Below are 1,283 nucleotides of genomic sequence, written 5' to 3'. Positions count from 1 at the left end.
CAGGGCCGACGCATGATCATTCTTTGCGCTAGTTGATCAAGTATCGATCAGTTGAGCGGCGCCAAGTACGATTTTAATTGTACCTTGCGTTGCCAAGCTGTAAATAGTCGAGATCTTAACTAACTGTTTATTTTTATGGCCCAGAAGTCTTTGCTCGACTACCTTGAATCAATTCCAGACCCACGCAATCAGGCCAAGTGCTCGCATATCTTGTCAGAGGTTGTTTTCATGGCCATCTGCGCCATGATGTGCGGTTTTGATACTTGGAGCGAGATTACCTTGTTTGCTCAAGAGCGAGAGCCATGGTTCCGGCGCTGGTTGAGCTTGCCTGGCGGCATTCCATCACACGACACATTCAACCGCATTTTTGCCACTCTGCCTCCCGCCAGTCTGAAATCCATTTTTCAAGCGTGGATCGGCGACATCATGGGCGATGATAAGCTGGTTGGCCAACTAGCGGTTGATGGTAAAGCTCTTCGTGCTACCGCTAAAGGGCGAGGTGCCAACGCTGTTCATATGGTCAATGTCTGGTCAACTGAGCTGGGGATGTGTGTTGGCCAGCAAAAAGTCGCTGACAAATCTAACGAGATCACGGCAATACCTGAGCTACTCCAACTTCTTGAATTAAAAGGGTGTTTAGTCAGTATTGATGCGATGGGTACACAGGTAAAAATCGCCGACACCATCCTCAAAAAGTCGGGTGATTACCTGCTTGCAGTGAAAGACAACCAACCTAGCCTCAATACTGAAGTAAAAGAACAGTTCCAAGCGTATTGGGATAAGAATGAAACCGATGTTTCGGGGCACGGCTTTACTGAACAATTTGACTCAGAACATGGGCGAAAAGAGCATCGACGTTGTTGGGTTCTGATGGTTGATGAAAGCATGCCAGTTTGCCAGCAGTGGAAAGCGAAGACGATCATAGCCGTGCAGGCTGAGCGAATTGAAAATGGCAAAGGCTATGATTTCGTGAGATTTTATATAAGTAGCCGAGCGTTGGATGCCACCTCAGCGCTGAAGGCAACCCGAGCGCACTGGTCGGTAGAAAATCTGCTGCACTGGACTTTAGATATTGCGTTCGGAGAGGATCAACTTCAGGCCAGAGCGGGCTTCGCTGGGGAAAACTTAGCGGTCATCAGGCAGTGGATACTGAACATGCTGAAGCAAAACAAATCACGTAATCTAAGCATGGCCAACAAGCGCAGGCTCTGCTGTCTGAATGAACAATATTTGTTCGAATGTATGGGGTTGTTCAAAGTATAAACACTGATGCGTCAGCCCTG

1 protein-coding gene is annotated in these 1,283 nt (G+C 48.0%); it reads left to right on the top strand.

Going from position 1 to position 1,283, the window contains the following annotated elements:
- Window positions 1-135 precede the first annotated feature (135 nt).
- A complete protein-coding gene (locus C3418_RS23550) occupies window positions 136-1,263 on the top strand; it encodes an ISAs1-like element ISKpn9 family transposase (protein ID WP_041204928.1) in 1,128 nt (375 codons plus the stop codon).
- Window positions 1,264-1,283: the final 20 nt, after the last annotated feature.

It is taken from the genome of Aeromonas sp. ASNIH8 (genome assembly GCF_002919855.1).
Lineage (GTDB): Bacteria > Pseudomonadota > Gammaproteobacteria > Enterobacterales > Aeromonadaceae > Aeromonas > Aeromonas caviae.
The sequence above is the reverse complement of the archived record's forward strand: the minus strand, read 5'-3'. Positions and strand labels throughout refer to the sequence as shown.